Source organism: Spirosoma daeguense, from assembly GCF_054776875.1.
Window position 1 is genome coordinate 777,697 of sequence record NZ_BAAHBF010000001.1, and the last position, 17,441, is coordinate 795,137.

11 protein-coding genes and 1 tRNA gene are annotated in these 17,441 nt (G+C 44.9%); 10 read left to right on the forward strand and 2 right to left on the reverse strand.

Annotated features, from left to right (window positions below):
* Positions 1-282: 282 nt before the first annotated feature.
* On the forward strand, positions 283-1,980 hold the full coding sequence (locus tag ACYVD4_RS02950; RefSeq protein ID WP_460942228.1) for a glycoside hydrolase family 10 protein: 1,698 nt from the start codon (positions 283-285) through the stop codon (positions 1,978-1,980).
* Between the two features lie 23 nt (positions 1,981-2,003).
* Here the strand turns inward: ACYVD4_RS02950 and ACYVD4_RS02955 are convergent, their stop codons facing one another.
* Together ACYVD4_RS02955 and ACYVD4_RS02960 are read right to left on the reverse strand one after the other, a co-directional pair.
* On the reverse strand, positions 2,004-3,233 hold the full coding sequence (locus ACYVD4_RS02955) for a 4-hydroxy-3-methylbut-2-enyl diphosphate reductase (protein WP_460942230.1): 1,230 nt from the start codon (positions 3,231-3,233) through the stop codon (positions 2,004-2,006).
* A 103-nt stretch (positions 3,234-3,336) separates the two neighbouring features.
* Positions 3,337-4,863: a GH3 auxin-responsive promoter family protein gene (locus tag ACYVD4_RS02960; protein WP_460942232.1), complete on the reverse strand. Its 1,527-nt coding sequence runs from the start codon at positions 4,861-4,863 to the stop codon at positions 3,337-3,339.
* Between the two features lie 533 nt (positions 4,864-5,396).
* Between ACYVD4_RS02960 and ACYVD4_RS02965 the strand changes: the two genes are divergently transcribed.
* The 9 genes from ACYVD4_RS02965 (at position 5,397) to ACYVD4_RS03005 (ending at position 17,366) form a co-directional block, all read left to right on the forward strand.
* Positions 5,397-7,844, forward strand: a complete 2,448-nt coding sequence (locus ACYVD4_RS02965) for a penicillin acylase family protein (RefSeq protein ID WP_460942234.1) — start codon at positions 5,397-5,399, stop codon at positions 7,842-7,844.
* 57 nt (positions 7,845-7,901) lie between these two features.
* On the forward strand, positions 7,902-8,264 hold the full coding sequence (locus ACYVD4_RS02970; RefSeq protein WP_460942236.1) for a hypothetical protein: 363 nt from the start codon (positions 7,902-7,904) through the stop codon (positions 8,262-8,264).
* A gap of 56 nt (positions 8,265-8,320) precedes the next feature.
* Positions 8,321-8,911: an OmpH/Skp family outer membrane protein gene (locus ACYVD4_RS02975; RefSeq protein WP_460942238.1), complete on the forward strand. Its 591-nt coding sequence runs from the start codon at positions 8,321-8,323 to the stop codon at positions 8,909-8,911.
* Between the two features lie 456 nt (positions 8,912-9,367).
* A complete protein-coding gene (smpB, locus tag ACYVD4_RS02980; RefSeq protein ID WP_460942240.1) occupies positions 9,368-9,829 on the forward strand; it encodes an SsrA-binding protein SmpB in 462 nt (153 codons plus the stop codon).
* Positions 9,830-9,924: 95 nt separating this feature from the next.
* Positions 9,925-10,440 (forward strand): HNH endonuclease, encoded by a 516-nt coding sequence (locus ACYVD4_RS02985; protein WP_460942242.1) that lies wholly within the window; start codon positions 9,925-9,927, stop codon positions 10,438-10,440.
* A 244-nt stretch (positions 10,441-10,684) separates the two neighbouring features.
* Positions 10,685-12,466 carry a 30S ribosomal protein S1 gene (gene rpsA, locus ACYVD4_RS02990; protein ID WP_460942244.1) on the forward strand — a complete coding sequence of 594 codons (1,782 nt, stop codon included), beginning with the start codon at positions 10,685-10,687 and terminating at the stop codon, positions 12,464-12,466.
* A 138-nt stretch (positions 12,467-12,604) separates the two neighbouring features.
* A tRNA-Cys gene (locus ACYVD4_RS02995) sits at positions 12,605-12,675 on the forward strand.
* A gap of 273 nt (positions 12,676-12,948) precedes the next feature.
* Positions 12,949-14,196: a c-type cytochrome gene (locus ACYVD4_RS03000; protein WP_460942246.1), complete on the forward strand. Its 1,248-nt coding sequence runs from the start codon at positions 12,949-12,951 to the stop codon at positions 14,194-14,196.
* A 56-nt stretch (positions 14,197-14,252) separates the two neighbouring features.
* Positions 14,253-17,366: a TAT-variant-translocated molybdopterin oxidoreductase gene (locus ACYVD4_RS03005; protein WP_460942248.1), complete on the forward strand. Its 3,114-nt coding sequence runs from the start codon at positions 14,253-14,255 to the stop codon at positions 17,364-17,366.
* Positions 17,367-17,441 lie beyond the last annotated feature (75 nt).

Consider the following 17,441-nt stretch of genomic DNA (forward strand, 5'->3'; position numbering starts at 1 on the left):
AAATTCTTAAAAAAGAATGAATTTTTAAAAAAATCAAAACAATTTTCTCCTATATACCTATTAAGCGGCACAATATTAAGGAAATTGATACTGCGACAAAATGAGGAATGCATTGAATGACTCTTCCCAGAACACTATTAAATACTGGAACTGTACCTTTTTTGTAGAATAACAACACATAAATAACCTAGGTAAAATAGATCAATAAGCCAAAAAAGCATTCTTATCCAACAGAATTATAAGAGCCTGTCGTTACTTTTGTTAGTTAACCCATTTTCGCTGATGCGCCCAATCGCGTACTTCCTGCTACTTATATACGTAGGTATTAGTTGCCGTTCTCCAAAGCCTGTTGTTACCCAGCGAGCTCCCGTTAGGCCAGCTAAGCCAGCCATTACAAAACCAGTTCCAGAAAAGCCTATAGCCGCTAAAAACCCCGTTCAAAAACCGGCTCCGCCAGTAGTTGTTACGCCCCCTTCCGATACGCTTGAACCAGAAGAAACAGTTGTCGATCTAACCCCTCCTCCGCCAAAGCGGGAATTTCGGGCCGTATGGATCGCAACGATTGACAATCTCGACTGGCCCACAAAAAAAGGATTGCCTGTAGCGCAGCAGCAGAAAGAAATCATCGATATGTTCGATTCGTATCAGCGAATGGGCATCAACGCCGTGATTGTGCAGATTCGGGCGGCCGCCGATGCTTTCTATGCGAAAAGCTCGGAACCGTGGTCGGAATGGCTAACTGGGCAGCAGGGTCTTGCTCCTGATCCGTTTTACGACCCAATGGAGTTTATGATTGAAGAAGCTCACCAGCGTGGTCTTGAGTTTCATGCCTGGTTCAACCTCGACCGGGCAACGTTTGGTAAGTATTCCAGCGTAGCACCATCGAATATTTCTAATCGGAAACCACAATGGATGTTAAAATACGGCAATCGTAAGCTCTTTAATCTGGGTTTACCACCAGTCCGAAGCTACATTTCAGGACTTGTGGCGAACGTAGTACGGGAATATGATATTGACGGAATTCATTTCGACGATTATTTCTATCCGTATGCAGAAGCTGGTCAGGTGCTACGTGACGACAGTACGTATCGGGCAAACTTCAACGGGATGAAAAAAGACGATTGGCGACGCGACAATGTCAATAAGCTTGTTGTAGAACTTCGCGATTCAATACGTGCCAATAAGCCCTGGATTAAATTCGGAATCAGCCCATTTGGCATCTGGAAAAATAAAAGCAGCGATCCGGATGGTTCAGCAACAAACGGTGGTCAGTCTTATTATGAAATTTACGCGGACTCTCGCAAATGGGTACGGGAAAACCTTATCGATTACATTGTTCCGCAAGTTTATTTTAGCTCAGAGTTTAGTAGGGTACCTTATAAAACATTGATTGATTGGTGGGTACGTAATTGTAGTGCAAGTAATTGCCAACTCTATATTGGTCATGCCGCTTATCGGGTAGGACGTGGTTCTGAGCGTGACCCCGGCTGGTGGCGACCTACTGAATTTCCGAATCAGATGCGTTATAATCGCCAGCAGAAGCTAGTGCAGGGGAGTGTATTTTTCAGTGCACGAAATATGCGCATGAACCCAATGGGCATTTGCGATTCGCTTCAGACGAATTTTTACCGCTATACGGCACTCGTACCAACAATGCCCTGGCTGGATAGCATTCCGCCTTTACCTCCGCATGATTTAAAAGCGGCTGTTACTCCTGAAGGGGTTGAATTATTCTGGCAGCAACCCGGTGAAGCATCCGATGGGGACGTAGCGTTTAATTATCTGGTCTATCGTTTCGAGGGCCGACGCCCGACGCTACGTTTAAACGACCCACGCTACATCGTTGCCCGTTGTATTGGTGAATCGACTACGCGTTTTATGGATAAAACCGCCGATCCGAAAAAGAAATACACCTATGTAGTAACAACGCTAGATCGACTTCAGAACGAAAGTAAAGAGGCAGTTATCAGAGTGCAATAATTGACGTAGCGGTTTTAAGACCCTTACTGCATTACGTTACTCATTACGTGCTCAACGGGCTGAGCATCTGGAAAGAAACCGACAAGTTTCAACAAAATACCTTCCACAACCGCATCGGGGCAGGAAGCGCCACAGGTAAGCAACACAGTAACGGGTTGCTGCGAAGGAATATAATTTTCCGTCACCACTTCCTGCTTATTGTGCTCATCAAAGTGACGAATAAGCGTATCAGAAAGTATTTTCTGCTCTGATTCGATAAAATACGTAGGCAGTTTTTCGGCGCAAAGCTCAACAATGTGTGATGTGTTTGAGGAGTTATATCCTCCTGCTACGATGGCAAAGTCGGCCGGATAATTTAATAGCGCATACGTAGCATCCTGATTATCATTTGTGGCGTAGCAAAGCGTATCGCGGGTATTCGCAAAACGGTTGTCTACCTCTTCAACTGTCAGACCGTAGTGCAACATCATTACCTGCTTCAGATAATCAGCAATACCCTGTGTATCAGAAGCCAACATAGTTGTTTGGTTTACAACGCCGATACGTTGCAAATCGCGTAACGGATCAAAACCAATCGAATGCTGCCCCGCAAATTCCAGATAAAAATTATCGGCTGGTAATTCACCAGTTATGTACTTTGCCAATTGTTGCGCCTGACCCATGTCTTTAACAACAACGGTTGGAGCCGATTCTTTACTGTGTGAGAACGTAGCGCGGGTTTCTTCATGGCTCGGTTTACCATGTACAACTACCGTATAATTTTTATTCCCAATCTGACCTGCTTTGTTCCAGACCTTTTCAACAAACGGACAGGTCGTGTCATACTTTTCAACGTCCAAGCCAAGAGAAGCCAGTTGCTGCTGTGTTTCTAACGTAGTGCCAAAGGCCGGAATGATGATGACGTCAGTTGGTTGAAGATCGGTCCAGGGAATCAATTGACGACCTTTTGTATCCATTATAAACCGCACACCCCGCTCCTGAAGATCGCTGTTTACATCCGGATTATGAATCATTTCACTAAGCAGGAAAATCCGCTTATCTGGATTTTCGGCAATAGCTTTATAGGCAATTTCGACCGCGTTTTCTACACCATAACAAAAACCAAAGTGCCGGGCAACCAGTACACGTATTGGGCCAAAATCGAGAAATGTAGGCGTAAAATCCCGTTTCAATTTATCACGCTGTCGCCGAAATTCTTTTAAAGGCGTAATAATATGACTGCGGTAATAATCGGGGATATCGAATGATTTCATGAACGGAATACGTGAACACGTGATAACTATTTACTACGTGTCAGCCAAATTTGATTGGATATGCTCTTATAACAGAAGCTCTTTGGGCTTCGTTCGCTGTATGCTAACGGTTGAAAGCCAGTAGGCTAAGAATGTCATCGAGGTATTCGCGGGAGTTTGCCAGGCGAGGTACTTTGTGCTGGCCACCCAATTTACCACGTTGCTTCATCCAGGAATAGAACGTACCGGGCGAGACAGCATGAATTCGGGGACGCTTCAGCACCATATCGTTGTAGCGTTTGGCGTCATAATCGGAATTTATTTGTCGTAGCGATCCGTCGAGAACTTGTGTAAATAAGTCCAGGCTCGTTGGCTCCTGTGCAAATTCAATAATCCACTCATGACAGCCTGTTGTTCCGCTGTTCATATAAACCGGGCCAGCCGTATAATCGGCAATTTTTGCTCCTGTGGCTTCACAAGCCCGTGTTATGGCCGCTTCTGCATTCTCAACGATTACCTCTTCGCCAAATGCATTGATAAAATGCTTGGTTCGACCACTGACCTTTAACCGATGGGGATATAACGACGTAAACCGAACCGTATCGCCCACTTTGTAGCGCCAAAGGCCACCGTTGGTCGAAACAACCAGCGCGTAGTTTTTGTCTAGTTCTACTTCGTCAATAGTCAACGCCTTGGGAAATGACTGGTCGGATTCCTGAATAGGCACAAACTCGTAAAAAATACCGTAATCAAGCATCAGAAGCATTTCGCCCACCCGATTCAAATCGTCCTGAATAGCGAAAAATCCTTCTGAAGCATTGTAGATTTCCTGATAACGTACCGTTTTCGACGGGAAAACCTGTTGCTGAAACAAATCCCGATATGGCTGAAAATTGACGGCCCCATGAATCAGGACTTCAAAATTGGGCCAAACGTCCAGAATGTTGGATTTACCCGTACGCGCCAGAATTTTGTCGATCAAAACCAAACCCCATGTAGGAGTCCCCAAGATACTCGTTACGTTCTGCTGCGACGTAATCTCCGCCATTTGCTCCAGCTTGGCCTCCCATTCATCCATCAGTGCAACGTCGATAGATGGCGTTCGAATGTATTGCGCCCAGCTCGGCAGGTTTTTCATAACCACCGCCGACACATCGCCCGCTACGCTGTTGCTGCTATATGGATTAGGGTGCAGGCTGCCACCAATAGAGAGCCCTTTTCCTTCAAAGGCTCGGCTTTCAGGATTATTGGCTACGTATAAAGCCATCATGTCCTTGCCACCTTTGAGATGGCCTTCGTCCAATGATTCGGGGGTAACAGGAATGAATTTACTACGTGCATTGGTGGTTCCCGAAGATTTGGAAAACCAACGCACCGGCGATGGCCAAAGCACTTTAGATTCGCCTTTTAAAACACGCTCGATGTATGGGAACAGGTCTTCGTAACTTGAAACAGGAACTCGTTGCTGAAAATCACGAATACATTGAATGGATGAATATTCGTATTGTTTTCCCCACTTCGTACGTCGACCTGCCTGAATGAGTTGCCTAAAAACTTTCTGCTGAACAACACCGGGCTGTTGCATCATAGCCTCTATGCGCGGCAGCCGCCGTTGAAGCAGCCATTTGAGCGTAGTGTTTAAGAAAGTCATGCGGCTAAAATACTACAATATCGACAAGAGTGAAATGGTTAATTGGCAACATACGAACAGTATCGATTGTTCATATGCCGCTCTCACGATTCGTGGTTAGTTAGCAACCCCACCATCAACAACGTAGTGTTTTGTTCGAAGCGCTGAACTTCTAACTAGGCAGTTGACCAATTGGCTACAAGCTATAAAGCAGCAAATTAGGCTGTAAATATCAGGTATAAAGTCAAGTTCTGCTATATTTTTTCTCGTCTTTATAAATACGTAGCCAGATCTGTCAGTCATATAAGCAACCCAATAGCCTAAAATACCTTTAAATCTGTACGTATAAAGTATGTAAGTGATTAGCCGATTGCCTATTTACAAATGCTATTTACTACGTGTGTTTTAATGAAATAAGGTAGAGTCTTCTTCTCAATCTTATTTCAGCAAACGATTGTACGTATCAATTACATCAGTAGGTAAAAGAATACTTTTTATTTGTACGATACAATCTATAAACTTGCATCTACACGTATTGACACTTTGTCACCACTATGCACTACTTCAAAGCTATTTTCGTATCCATTCTTACCATAGCTCTTGTCTGGGCACTTAACCGACCTTGGGGAAGTGTTCCTGCTTTTGGTCCACTCCTAAGTCCATTTGTCGGTTTCTGGCAAAATGCCGAGTCGGCTGAAGGCGCTGACGACGTAGTGAACGTAGTAGGAACGAAAGCCCCCGTTACCGTAATTTTTGATGATTTGGCAGTTCCACACGTTTTTGCGCAGAACGATGATGACCTCTATTTCGCGCAGGGATACCTGACAGCCCGCGACCGTCTCTGGCAAATGGAATTTCAGACCCATGCGGCTGCCGGACGAGTATCGGAAATAGTTGGTGAAAGGGCCCTCGAACTTGACCGATTTAACCGCCATCTTGGCATGGGTTATGGAGCGGAACAGACGCTAAAAGGTATGGAAGCGGACCCGGCTACCAAGCGAATACTGGATGCGTATACGGTGGGGATAAATGCCTGGATAAATCAATTGAAACCGGCAGATTACCCCATCGAATACAAATTGCTTGGCTATTCTCCTGAGCCCTGGACATCCTTAAAATGCGCACTTTTACTGAAACAGATGAGCAGTACGCTTGCTGGTGGTGCAGACGATCTGTTAATGACGAACATACTACGTAAGTATGGTGCTGCTGTTACTGCTGATCTGTTTCCTGATTACCCAACCCGTGAAGATCCAATTATTCCCTCTGGGACAAAATGGGATTTTAAACCGCTACCATTACCTATACCCTCGAAAGATAGCTTACTTACTAATTTAATTGCCTTATCGGCACCGGGCTTTGGCACATCTCCAAATCGGGCAAATCCTGAAATTGGTTCGAACAACTGGGCCGTTGGTGCGCAAAAATCAGCGACTGGACATCCGATTCTGGCCAATGACCCACATTTAACCTTAAGCTTACCCTCCATCTGGTACCAGATTCAATTGGTATCGCCAACGGTTAATGTGTATGGAGCATCTTTGCCTGGAGCACCAAATGTTATTATTGGATTTAATAAAAAGGTAGCCTGGGGTGTAACGAACGTAGGGGCCGACGTGCTCGACTTTTACGCGATACGTTTCAAAGATGAATCACATCAGCAGTATTGGCACGATAATCAATGGAAACCCGTTCAACGGCGGCTCGAAACCATAAAAGTAAAGGGGAAGCCTAACGTAATAGACACTGTCTATTATACACATCATGGCCCCTTGGTGTATGAAACGGGAGCAAAGCCTTTTCGGCCAAGCATTCCGACGGGTTATGCAGCTCGCTGGATTGCCCACGAGCAATCGAACGATATGCTCTGTTTTTACAAACTGAATCGGGCTGAGAATTTTGCCGATTATCGGAAAGCCCTTGCTTACTACGTAGCACCAGCACAAAATTTTATTTACGCCGATGCGCAAAATGATATAGCGATTTCGCCAAATGGGCGATTTCCGTTAAAATGGAAAGATCAGGGTAAGTTTTTACTGGATGGCACGAACCCGGCCAACGATTGGCACGGCTATATTCCTGCCGACCAGAATCCGCTGGTAAAAAATCCGCCACGTGGTTTTGTCAGTTCTGCCAATCAATTCTCAACTGATCCGTCGTATCCATATTATATCAACTGGCAATTTGCGCCATCGGAACGGGGCCGCCGAATTAATCAACGATTAACGACCATGCAAAACGCGACAATCGACAGTCTTCGTGAGTTGCAAAACGATAATTACAACCTAAGAGCAGCCGATGCGCTTCCTACATTACTTTCCATATTGTCGGAGAAAGGAATGAGCCCTGAGCAACGTAACGCGCTACGTGTACTTCAGCAATGGCAACGTAGCAACAACGCCGGTGAAGTAGGTCCAACCATTTTTATGGAGTGGAATGCGCAACTGATGAAAGCGATCTGGGCCGACGAATTTGATACAGGCGATACGTTACCCATGCGTTTCCCTTCCTTCGACCGAACGTTGACCTTGATGCAGCGCGATACAGGCGCCCGTTGGTTCGATAATGTGAAAACGCCAGCACGTGAGCGGCTTTCAGATATTATAAATCAGAGTTTTCGCGGAACCTGCGATACGTTAACAAAAAAACATGGCCCTGTGGGTGATAGCTGGGCTTGGGGGCCACACAAAGGAACCGATATTCGCCACTTGCTGCCTGGCGTAGATGCCTTCAGTGTTCTTGATCTCAATGTAGGTGGAGGAGCTGTAATCGTTAATGCTACCAACGAGCGGACAGGGCCATCGTGGCGAATGGTAGTTGCCTTAGGCGATCAGCCGAAGGCATTCGGCGTTTATCCAGGTGGTCAGTCGGGGAATCCAGGAAGTCCTTATTATCAGGATATGATTGAAACATGGAAGACTGGGAAGCTAAATGAACTGCTTTATCTTCAATCGGCTCAGGATAAGAACTCGAGGATTAAGCAAAAAATGACACTGAAGTAAGCTCGCAAACTATTCTTACCGACACTCTAAATTGTGGTGTATACCACATTAATGAATATGATTCAACTAGTTCTTATTGCGCTCATTAGTTTATTAGCCCAACTGATTCTGCCTTGGTGGAGTCTATCTATAGTTGCCTTTCTGGTTTGTTTCTGGCGAAGTTCAAGTGCCCTTTCAGCTTTCTTTTATGGATTTACGGGTATAGCTATTATATGGCTTGCCTATGCCCTACTGATTCATTTCCGTACAGATGGTATTTTCACTGCCCGGATGGGCCAACTGCTCTTCAAAATGGATAACGTAGTAATGCCCTTGCTGTCAACAGCAATCCTAAGTGGTTTGGTAGGCGGTTTGGCCGGCTTGTCTGGATTTTTTGTTCGGCAGGCATCCGGAAATCAAACGGCAAATCGTAGGTTCTAAATCATAAATCCCTGTACCTTTGTAGGATAAACTTGTCACTAATCAATCCGTTTCCTGTGAAGAATGCCTCGTTAATTCTGAATGTCGTCCTGACAATTGCCGTAGCTGTTTTGTACTACCTACATTTTAAAGGCAACCAGCCTGAAGCCACCCCAGCTACACCAGTTGAAGCAAAGGGCAAAGACATCGTGTATGTGAATGTTGATTCGCTGCTTACGAAATATGAATACTTCAAAGACACACAAAAAGTGCTGGAAAGTAAGCGTTTTCAACTCGAGAATGATTTAGCCTCGAAAGGTCGTAACCTTCAGAATAAAGTAGCGTTCTTTCAGCAGCGCGCTGCCACTATGACTCAAGAACAGGGTCGGGCAACAGAAGCATCACTTCAAAAAGAGCAGCAGGATATTCTTGCCTATCGTGAGCGTGCGGCTCAAAATCTGGCTTTAGAAGAGCAGAGCAAAAATAAAGAGCTTTACGACCAGATTTATGATTACCTGAAAAAAATTAATGGACAGAACAAGTATGAATTTGTTTTAGGATATACCAAAGGGGGAGGTATTTTATTTGCAAACCCATCGGCCGATCGTACTAAAACTATTTTGGATGGTCTTAACAAAGAATATCAGGCTAAACAGACTAAAAAATAAAAATACTCTACAAAGCAAAAGCCCTCAGATCGAAATCTGAGGGCTTTTGCTTTGTAGAGTATTTGGCATACTTATTGCCATTGTTACCGAATTACAAATGTCATATCCATAGTATATGCAAGAATTTTTATATTTAGGAGAAAATAGGTAGTATTTATAAAACTTTCCCGATGCCTTGATTGTAGGCATCGTTTTTGCTCATCAATCAGATAATCCTATCTGACGGAATAAAAGCCTCAAAGGAGAGTAACCAAATATCGCTTGGGTTTGGGCCGGTGCCGTACCGGGTCTTGAGGCTGTGATTTCGGTACCATTCTAGCGAGTGAAAACACCGGCCCCCCAGGCGTCCTATTGTATATTAGGAATGATATTTCCTGAAAACGTCACAAACCTCTGCACGATTTCCCGTGTTTGTGGTCATACAAAGCTACCTTTGTAGCCCTTTGACCTATTCATATGGCCTCTGCTTCTATTGTTAAACAAGTTGATGTTCGCAATCGTCGGGCATCCTTCGAATACGCCTTTCTGGAAACATATACCGCTGGAATCGTTTTAACGGGTACCGAGATTAAATCGATTCGCCAAGGGAAAGTGAATCTACAGGATGCGTATTGTCTTATTCTAAACGATGAAATGTTTATTCGGCAGATGAGCATATCCGTCTATACCGAAGGAACGCACTATAACCACGAACCGCTTCGCGAACGGAAGCTTTTACTCACCAAACGAGAAATAAAACGGCTTACCGAGAAGCTGAAAGACCAAGGCCTAACCATCGTTCCAGTCCGGCTTTTCACGAACGAACGTGGTTTTGCTAAATTAGAGATAGCGCTTGCCAAAGGTAAAAAGTTGTACGATAAACGTGACAGCATAAAAGAACGCGACGTAACGCGGGATATGCAACGCGAACGATACTAACAATTCAAAATCTCTTCCATACTTATTTTTCATAACTATTGACGTTATGTGGATAACTCTGTAACTTGCTACCTTACAGAGGCATCTAAACGTATATGGGTAGGAAAGTATTAGTCTTAAACCAAGATTACAGTGCCCTGAGCATTTGCTCCGTTCCCAAAGCATTCTTGCTTGTTTATCTGGATAAAGCCGAGCTTGTTGCCGAATCGGATCAATTTAAGCTTCGAACCATTTCTGCTGACTTTCCCTTACCATCCGTTATTCGGCTTCATCGCTACGTTAATCTGCCCTATAAAGGCGTCATGTTAACCCGGCAAAACATTTTTAAGCGCGACGGCCATCATTGTCAATATTGCGGTACAACTGAAGAACTCACACTTGATCACGTACTGCCGAAGTCGCGAGGAGGTAAAACAAGCTGGGATAATCTGGCAACAGCCTGTAAACGCTGTAATTCACGAAAGGGCGATTTCACCCCAGAAGAGGCTAACTTAAAATTGCGGCAAAAGCCTTTTAAACCAACATTTCTGGTTTTTCTGCGCGATTTTTCAGGATCAATCGAACAGAGCTGGATACCATTTCTGGCAAAAAAGGAAAAAGCATTCCAATAAAATATATAACGTAGTAAAGCAAGGTCGGCCAACTGCATATGCAATTGGCCGACCTTGCTTTACTACGTTAGGTTTACGCCTATTCTGCCTCTATCTCAAAGAGTTTTGTTGTTTTCGAAACTTTTTTCAGAAAGCAATTGCTATCTTTGCAGTCCTTTTTTTAAGGTAAACAATTTATAACCAAAAGTCAGTCCGCCGTTGACCTACGGGCTGATGTACTGAGTGGGTCAGGAAACTTTTTTTTATGAGCAAAACGCAGCAACGCGACCTGCCGGCATTTGATTGGGACCGGGCAGACAACAAAGGTTTTGGTAGTGGATATTCGGATGCCGAGCGCGACCGGATGGTGGAAATGTACGACAATACGTTGTCGGAAGTAAAAGAGAAAGAAGTAGTAATGGGAACCGTCGTTGGGATAACGGACCGGGAGATATTACTCAACATTGGATTTAAGTCGGATGGCTTGGTACCCGCTTCTGAATTCCGGGATTTGCCGGACCTGAAGATGGGCGATGAAATTGAAGTTTACGTAGAGAATCAGGAAGACCCGAACGGCCAGCTTGTACTTTCGCGTAAGAAAGCGAAAGTGATCACCGCATGGCAGAAAATCCAGAAAGCGCTTGACGATGACCTCGTTATCGATGGTTTCGTAAAACGCCGGACGAAAGGTGGTCTGATTGTTGATATTTATAGTGTTGAAGCATTCTTACCAGGTTCGCAAATCGACGTTAAGCCGATTCGTGACTTCGATATCTTCGTTGGTAAGAAAATGGAGGTTAAAGTCGTTAAGATCAATTATGCAAACGACAACGTAGTGGTTTCGCATAAAGTCCTGATCGAGAAAGACCTCGAAGCACAACGTGCGCAAATCCTGAACAACCTCGAAAAAGGTCAGGTTCTGGAGGGCGTTATCAAAAACATGACCAACTTCGGTGTGTTCATCGATCTTGGTGGTGTAGATGGTCTGCTGCACATCACGGACATCTCGTGGGGCCGTATCAGCCATCCATCGGAAGTACTGCACCTCGATCAGAAAGTGAACGTAGTAGTTCTCGATTTCGACGAAGACAAAAAGCGTATTTCGCTGGGCATGAAGCAACTTCAGGCTCATCCATGGGATGCGTTGGCAGAAGACATTCAGGTTGGTTCGAAAGTGAAAGGCAAAATCGTGAACGTAGCAGATTACGGCGCGTTCCTCGAAATCCAACCAGGTGTCGAAGGTTTGATCCACGTATCGGAAATGTCGTGGTCACAGCATCTACGTAATCCACAGGAATTCCTGAAAGTTGGTGACGAAGTTGAAGCTGTTGTGCTGACACTTGACCGCAACGACCGCAAAATGTCGTTAGGTATCAAACAACTGACCGAAGATCCTTGGACTCGTCCAGAACTACGTACCAAATACGCAGTTGGAACCAAGCACAAAGGCGTAGTACGTAACCTGACCAATTTCGGTCTGTTCCTCGAACTCGAAGAAGGTATCGATGGTCTGGTACACGTATCGGATTTGTCTTGGACGAAGAAAATCAAACATCCTTCTGACTTCATCAAAGTTGGTGACGACCTCGAAGTTGTTGTACTTGAACTAGACGTAGACAACCGTCGTCTGGCTCTGGGCCACAAACAATTGGAAGAGAACCCATGGGATACGTTCGAAACCGTTTTCGCTGTTGGTACGATTCACCGTTGCACCATCCTGAGCAAAAACGACAAAATGGCAACCCTTGAGCTGCCATACGGTATCGAAGGTTTCTCGTCGCTGAAAAATCTGGCGAAAGAAGATGGTACGTTTGCCGAAGCTGGCGAAACGCTCGACTTCAAAGTAACGGAGTTCTCCAAAGAAGAGAAGCGTATCATGTTATCGCACACGAAAACGTGGCAGGAGAAAAACGAGCCTGTTAAAGAGCCTAAAGCAAGTAAAGCCGCATCAACAAAAACTACGCCAGCTCAGGCTGAACGCGGAGCTACGTTAGGTGATCTGGATGCACTGGCTGCTTTAAAAGAGCAAATGGAAGGTAAGAACTAATTTTTCCTTATTATAACGATTGTCGCCCCTTGCTTTCGAGTAAGGGGCGTTTTTTTTTTATTGAATTATCACTTTAATTGATAAAATCGTATGTTTGCACTCCCAAATACATGCCCCGTCATGTTTCGGGGCAAAAAAGGTTCCGTGGCCGAGTGGCTAGGCAGTGGTCTGCAAAACCTCGTACAGCGGTTCGAATCCGCTCGGAACCTCTCTTGAAAGTATAACCAGAAGCCATTTTATCCAGCTCCTATAAGGGATTTGAATAAAATGGCTTCTTTATTGGCCATAAACTAATATTACCACCTCATATTTGAACAATACTATTTGCATATCATCTTAATTAGAAACGATATAAATAAAAAAGAGGGCCCAAATAACTAAACCTCAACTTTTGCCTATACAGTAATCGTGTCGTACTTTTGGACGCTAATAAATAAGTAGTAGTGATTATGTTGATTCACTCTGTTAATAAAGTTCATAAAATGAGTCGTTTATACAAGCTTGGTGGAGTTGTTGTTCTTCTACTTATGCTATTGGTCTCCAATAGCCAGTTGAGAGCTCAGGATGCAGCCCCTGCAGGTGGAGCGGATGTTGAAAAAGGAAAGAAACTATTTACAGAAAGCTGCGCTCAGTGCCACTCAGTAACTGATGAGAAAGTTGTAGGGCCTGGCCTGAAAGGAATTCAGGATCGTGCCCCAAAGGGCGACTGGTTACACAAATGGATTAAAAACTCGTCGGCTCTTATTGCCTCCGGAGATCCATACGCCAATCAGGTTTTTAATGCGAACGGAAAAATCCAGATGTCAAGCTTTCCAAACCTATCGGATGCTGACATTGACGGTATTTTGGCCTACATCGATCAGGCTGGTAAGCCCGCTGCCCCTACGGCCTCTTCTGATAGAAGTCCAGCTCCTGTTGCAGCCGCAACCGCATCTTCGGGGCCTTCAGATATGTTCACCTTTGTGCTGATCGCCTTGCTGGTGGTCATGCTATTGGTATTGGGCGTTCTGCTGGTGATTGTAACGATCCTGTCAAAAGCTGTTACGCCAACTACTACTGCTGAAGGCGCACAGGTTCCTTCCGCTTTCGGCCAACGCCTGAAAACGGGCCTATCGAATGCTTTTAACAATCCAACGCTACGTTCCATTGTTATCTGGCTGTTCTTACTAGTTGCAGCTAAAGAGACAATTGATGGTGCTTATGGAGTAGGTATTCAACAGGGGTATGCTCCGAAACAACCTATTGCGTACTCACACAAACTGCACGCAGGTCAATACAAAATCGACTGTAACTACTGTCATACGGGTGCTCAGAAAGGTAAAAATGCTACCATTCCTGCAGCTAACGTTTGTATGAACTGTCATGGCGTTATCAAAAAAGAATCGCCAGAGATCAAAAAGATTTACGCAGCTATTGAAGAGAATCGGCCTATCGAGTGGATTCGCGTTCACAACTTGCCTGATTTAGCTTACTTCAACCACTCCCAACACGTAAACGTTGGGAACGTAGCGTGTCAGACCTGTCACGGCGAAATCGAAAAAATGGAAGTTGTTGAAGCTCGTTCGTCATTGACGATGGGCTGGTGTATCGACTGCCACCGTCGTACGGATGTTAATACGAAAGACAACGCTTATTACGACAAGCTGGTAGCGCTACACAAGAAAGAAAGCAAAGAACCACTTAAAGTGGCTAACATAGGTGGTTTAGAATGTTCTAAATGTCACTATTAATCCACCGGGCCGCATAGGCCAGCTCAACCAATAGGTACTTACCGCATACAACACGCATGGAAAATACATCTAAACGGTATTGGAAAGGGGTTGAAGAATTACGCAACGATGCTACGTTCGTGAAGAACGCAAACAGCGAATTTGCGAATCCCGACCTGAGCGAATCGTCGAACGACCTTGATGGTCTGCTCGGTGGATCGAACACCCAACGCCGTGACTTCCTTAAAGTAATGGGTTTTGGCATGGCCGCCGTAACACTGGCCGCTTGTGAAACACCAGTTCACAAAGCCATTCCTTATATTAATAAGCCAGAATTTACCTTCCCATCAATCTCTGACTATTACGCGTCTACCTTCAGCGAAGGTGGAGACTACGCTGCAATTCTGGTTGAAACTCGTGAAGGCCGGCCAATTAAAATTGAAGGAAATCCTTCTTCCAGTGTTTCGAAAGGAGGAACTACTCCACGCTCACAAGCTTCTGTTCTGTCGCTTTATGATATCGACAAACTGAAAGGTCCAAAAAGAGGTGATGCTGATATCGATTGGGCAACTGCCGACCGTGAAATCATTAGCCAACTGAATGCAGTTGCGGCAAAAGGAGGAGCGATTCGGATTGTTACGTCGACTATTTTAAGCCCGACGACAAAAGCTGTTATTGCTGATTTCATCGCAAAATTTCCGACCGCTAGCCACGTCACTTATGATGCCAATTCAGTATTTGGTATCACACAGGCAAACCAAGCATCGTTTGGCAAAGCAGCTATTCCATCATACGATTTCGGTAAAGCACAAACCATTGTTAGCGTTGGTGCTGACTTCTTGGGAACTTGGGTTGCTCCAATTGAGTATATGGGCGGTTATGTGAAAGGTCGCCAGATCGGTGCAATGGCAGGCGGTAAGAAAACCATGTCTCGGCATTATCAATTTGAGACAGGGCTTTCATTAACAGGTTCCAACGCTGATTACCGTACAGCCATTAAACCTTCTCAGGAAGGACTGGTTGTAACGGCTCTTTATAACAAAGTAGCTGCAAAAGTTGGCGGTACGTCTATTAGCGCGCCATCTGTTGATGTACCTAATCTGGACAAAGCCGCAACAGATCTTGCTAACTCTCGTGGAAAAGCGCTGGTAGTTTCTGGTTCAAATGATCCAAGCGTACAGATTGTTGTTAATGCGCTTAACAATCTTCTAGGAAGCTACGGAGTAACCATCGACCTGAATTCTCCAGTAAACTATCGTCAGGGGAACGATCAGCAAATGAACGCCTTCATCGACGAAGCAAAAGCTGGTCGTGTAGGTGCTGCGCTGTTCTTTGCGTCGAACCCAGTTTATGATCACCCTCGTGGTGCTGAGCTAGCAGAAGCGTTACCTAAAATTCAGTTATCGGTTTCCTTTGCTGATCGGGCCGATGAAACAGCTTCACTTGCTAAATTCATTACCCCAGCCCCTCATTTCCTTGAGTGCTGGAATGATGCAGAGCCAAAGCAAGGCTATTATAGTCTGACTCAGCCTGCTATTACGCATATCTTCAAAACACGTCAGTTTCAGTCCAGTTTATTGACATGGGTAGGAAAATCTGCTGATTTTCAGGCATACCTAAAAAACTACTGGCGGACGACACAATACCCAAAAGCCTCTGGATTTAGTTCTTTCGATGCATTCTGGGTTAAATGTCTTAATGACGGTGTATTCGAGCCTAATAAAGGTACCGTTGCAGGTGGAGCTTCTTCCTTCGCAGGTAACGTAGCACAGGCTGCTGCTGCAATTGCACAACGCTACAAGCCATCAACTGGCATGGAGTTGGCTCTTTATGAGAAAATTGGTGTAGGCACGGGTGCCATGGCTAATAACCCATGGCTTCAGGAGTTACCTGATCCTGTGTCGAAAGTTTGTTGGGATAACTACGCAGCTCTTTCCCAAAAAACGGCGAAAGAACTGAACGTAGCACAGAATGATCTGATAACAGTAACGGTCAATGGAAAATCGGTTGAGTTACCTGTTATGATTCAACCTGGCCAAGCCGATAATACTGTTTCGATTGCTATTGGCTACGGCCGCGAAAAAGCAGGTAAATCGGCTAATGGCGTTGGTAAAAATGCTTTCCCATTCGTAAGCTTGGTAGGTGGGTACGCTACGTATTCAGCCTTCAGCGCTAAAGTTGAGAAAGCTAGTGGCTCACACGAAATTGCCCAGACCCAAACGCATGATACTGTCATGGGACGGAAAGCCGTTTTGCAGGAATCTGTTTTGGCTGAATATCAGAAAAATCCGAAAGCCGGACGATACGAGCCACGGGTTCAAACCTCGAAAGGCCCTGTTGATCCGAATGATATTACACTATGGAATGGTTACGGAAAGCCTGTTCATTCCTGGGGTATGGTCATTGACCTGAACTCATGCTTGGGCTGTGGTACGTGTATCGTAGCTTGTAATGCTGAAAACAATATTCAGGTCGTTGGACGGAAAGAAGTAATCAGACGGCGTGAAATGCACTGGTTACGTATTGACCGCTATTACAGCAGTGACGCTGAAGTAGGAGATTATACGGCAATGGAGGTTGCTTCGGCAAACCCAGAAGTTACATTCCAGCCAATGCTTTGCCAGCACTGCAGCAATGCTCCCTGTGAAACCGTTTGTCCTGTATTGGCAACGACCCACAGCACGGAAGGTCTGAACCAAATGACTTATAACCGTTGTATCGGTACGCGTTATTGTGCGAACAACTGCCCATATAAAGTGCGTCGCTTCAACTGGTTTAAATACTTTGATAACGACAACTTCGATTATCATTTCAATAACGATCTTGGTAAAATGGTTATCAACCCTGACGTAACAGTGCGTTCACGGGGTGTTATTGAAAAATGTTCGTTCTGTGTTCAACGGATTCAGGAAAGCAAACTTACGGCGAAGAAAGAACGTCGTGCTTTAGCTCCAGATGAAGTTCAAACAGCTTGTTCTCAAGCCTGTTCCACAGGTGCTATCATATTTGGCGACATGAACAATCCTGAAAGTACAATTTCGAAAGTACTGATGGGCGAACAGGAAGGACGGGCTTTTCAGGTCTTAGAAGAAATCAACGTGAGACCACAGATTTCGTATCTGACCAAAATCCGGAATAAGGACGAGGAGCCTAAGAATAATAAAAACGCTGAACAGAAATCTCACGCATAAAATCAACTACGACTTACGATATATGAATTGCGTTTGTTAAGTCTCGTAATTCTATCATTTGTAAATCGTGCATCG